Source organism: Frankia sp. CoWAU3 (genome assembly GCF_977971855.1).
On sequence record NZ_CDWWXB010000308.1, the window covers coordinates 1 to 1,720 of the forward strand.

2 protein-coding genes are annotated in these 1,720 nt (G+C 68.4%); one reads left to right on the forward strand and one right to left on the reverse strand.

The window, feature by feature from the left end:
- The coding region (locus AC08ON_RS17660; RefSeq protein WP_476617395.1) for an IS256 family transposase at window positions 1-956 on the forward strand (956 nt) is incomplete at its 5' end.
- 457 nt (window positions 957-1,413) lie between these two features.
- Here the strand turns inward: AC08ON_RS17660 and AC08ON_RS17665 are convergent.
- On the reverse strand, window positions 1,414-1,720 hold a 307-nt coding region (locus AC08ON_RS17665; RefSeq protein ID WP_476617396.1), incomplete at its 5' end, for an IS66 family transposase.

The window sequence follows — 1,720 nt, forward strand, 5'->3', positions numbered from 1 at the left end:
CCTCCACCGACACCCGGTCATACCCCTACCCAGTCAACATCCCACCGGTTCACCGAACACTTACGTCCCGGGAGACCATCAGCAAGATCACGGATGGGGTGGTGGAAGAGGTCCGGGCCTGGCAGTCGGCGCCGTTGGAACCGGTCTATCCGATCCTCTGTATCGACGCGCTGTGGGTGAAGGTCCGCGACGGCCATACGGTGGTCAACAAGGCCGCGTACCTGGTCGTCGGGGTGGACTGTGACGGGGTCAGGCATGTGCTGGGCATCTGGGTGCAGTCCAGTGAGGGTGCGAAGTTCTGGCTGGGGGTGCTGACCGAGCTGGCCAACCGTGGCGTGCGCGATGTGCTCATCGCGTGCTGCGACGGGGTGGTGGGGCTGCCCGAGGCGATCGAGGCGACCTGGCCACACACCGTGGTCCAGACCTGTGTCGTGCATCTGATCCGCGCGTCGCTGCGGTATGTCTCCTACACCGACCGCAGGCCGATGGCCCGGCTGCTGCGGACCGTCTACACGGCGCCGACCGTCGAGGCGGCCGAGGACGCGCTGCTGGCCCTGACCGAGCATGAGCTGGGCCGTCGCTACCCGGCGGCGGTCGCGGTGTGGGAACGGGCCTGGGAGCGGTTCATCCCGTTCCTGGCGTTCCCGGCGGCGGTGCGGCGGATCATCTACACGACGAACAGCATCGAGAGCCTGAACTACCAGCTTCGGAAAATCATCAAGAACCGGGGGCATTTCCCCACCGACGACGCGGTCGTCAAGCTGCTGTGGCTGGCGATCCGGGACATCGAGGACAAACGCGCCCGAGCCCGTCAGGCCGAACGCGGCAAGCCGGCCAGCCGACGCAACGCGCCGGGCCGGCTCGTCGAAGGCGCCACCACCCAGCACTGGCGCCAGGCGTTGAACGCGCTTGCGCTCGCCTATCCCGGCCGGCTGCCCGAACAGTACCTCCACTGACCGCGCCCGCCCACGACAAGGAGGAGCTCACCGTGCAGACAGAACACCGAAGAAGGAGGCGGCTTCGCCGCCGCCCATCCCCCGCACCGCACAGCCACCGTCGTGGCCGGGATGCGCCGCGCACGGTACGGGGCCGCCTCTCCGGCCTCAAGGGTCGCTACGCGATCGCTGACGCGACGGCCCTGCGGGCCGCCCTTGACCCCGAAGACCTCCGCGGCCCCTGGGGTCAGGGCACAGGGGCAGGCGGGACCTGCCCCAGCACAGCGCGCGGCGCGCCCGCGAGATCACAAAGCCTAAAGATGATCTAGTATCGGCAAGCAGAGAGAACAGGAACCACCCCGCACACAGAGAACTTGACAGCACCCGACGAACTCCTTCGGCGTCGTAGAGGGCGTAACGGTCGTGGACGACGACCCCGAGCATCCGGCCGAGCAGGAACAGCCGGAAACTCGCCTTGTCACGGCCTCCCAGCATGAACAGGCTCGAACAGCAGCGTCGACGCCGAGAGCACGTAGCGTTTCTCGCCCTTCGGCCCGACCTTCAGCGGGGTCTCGTCGAACCCGACGACCTTCTCCGCGGCGATCCACTGTTCGATCGCGGCGACCGGCTCGGCGAGCGCGTCCGCTCCCAGGGCCAGCAGCGAATGCAGCCAGCCCACCGAGACCTCCACCCCACACAGCTCGGCGATCGCCTCCCAGGCCCGCTCGACCGGCAGGTGCTGGCGGACCAGGAAGTACAGCGCGAGCGCACGCAACTCCGGCCCG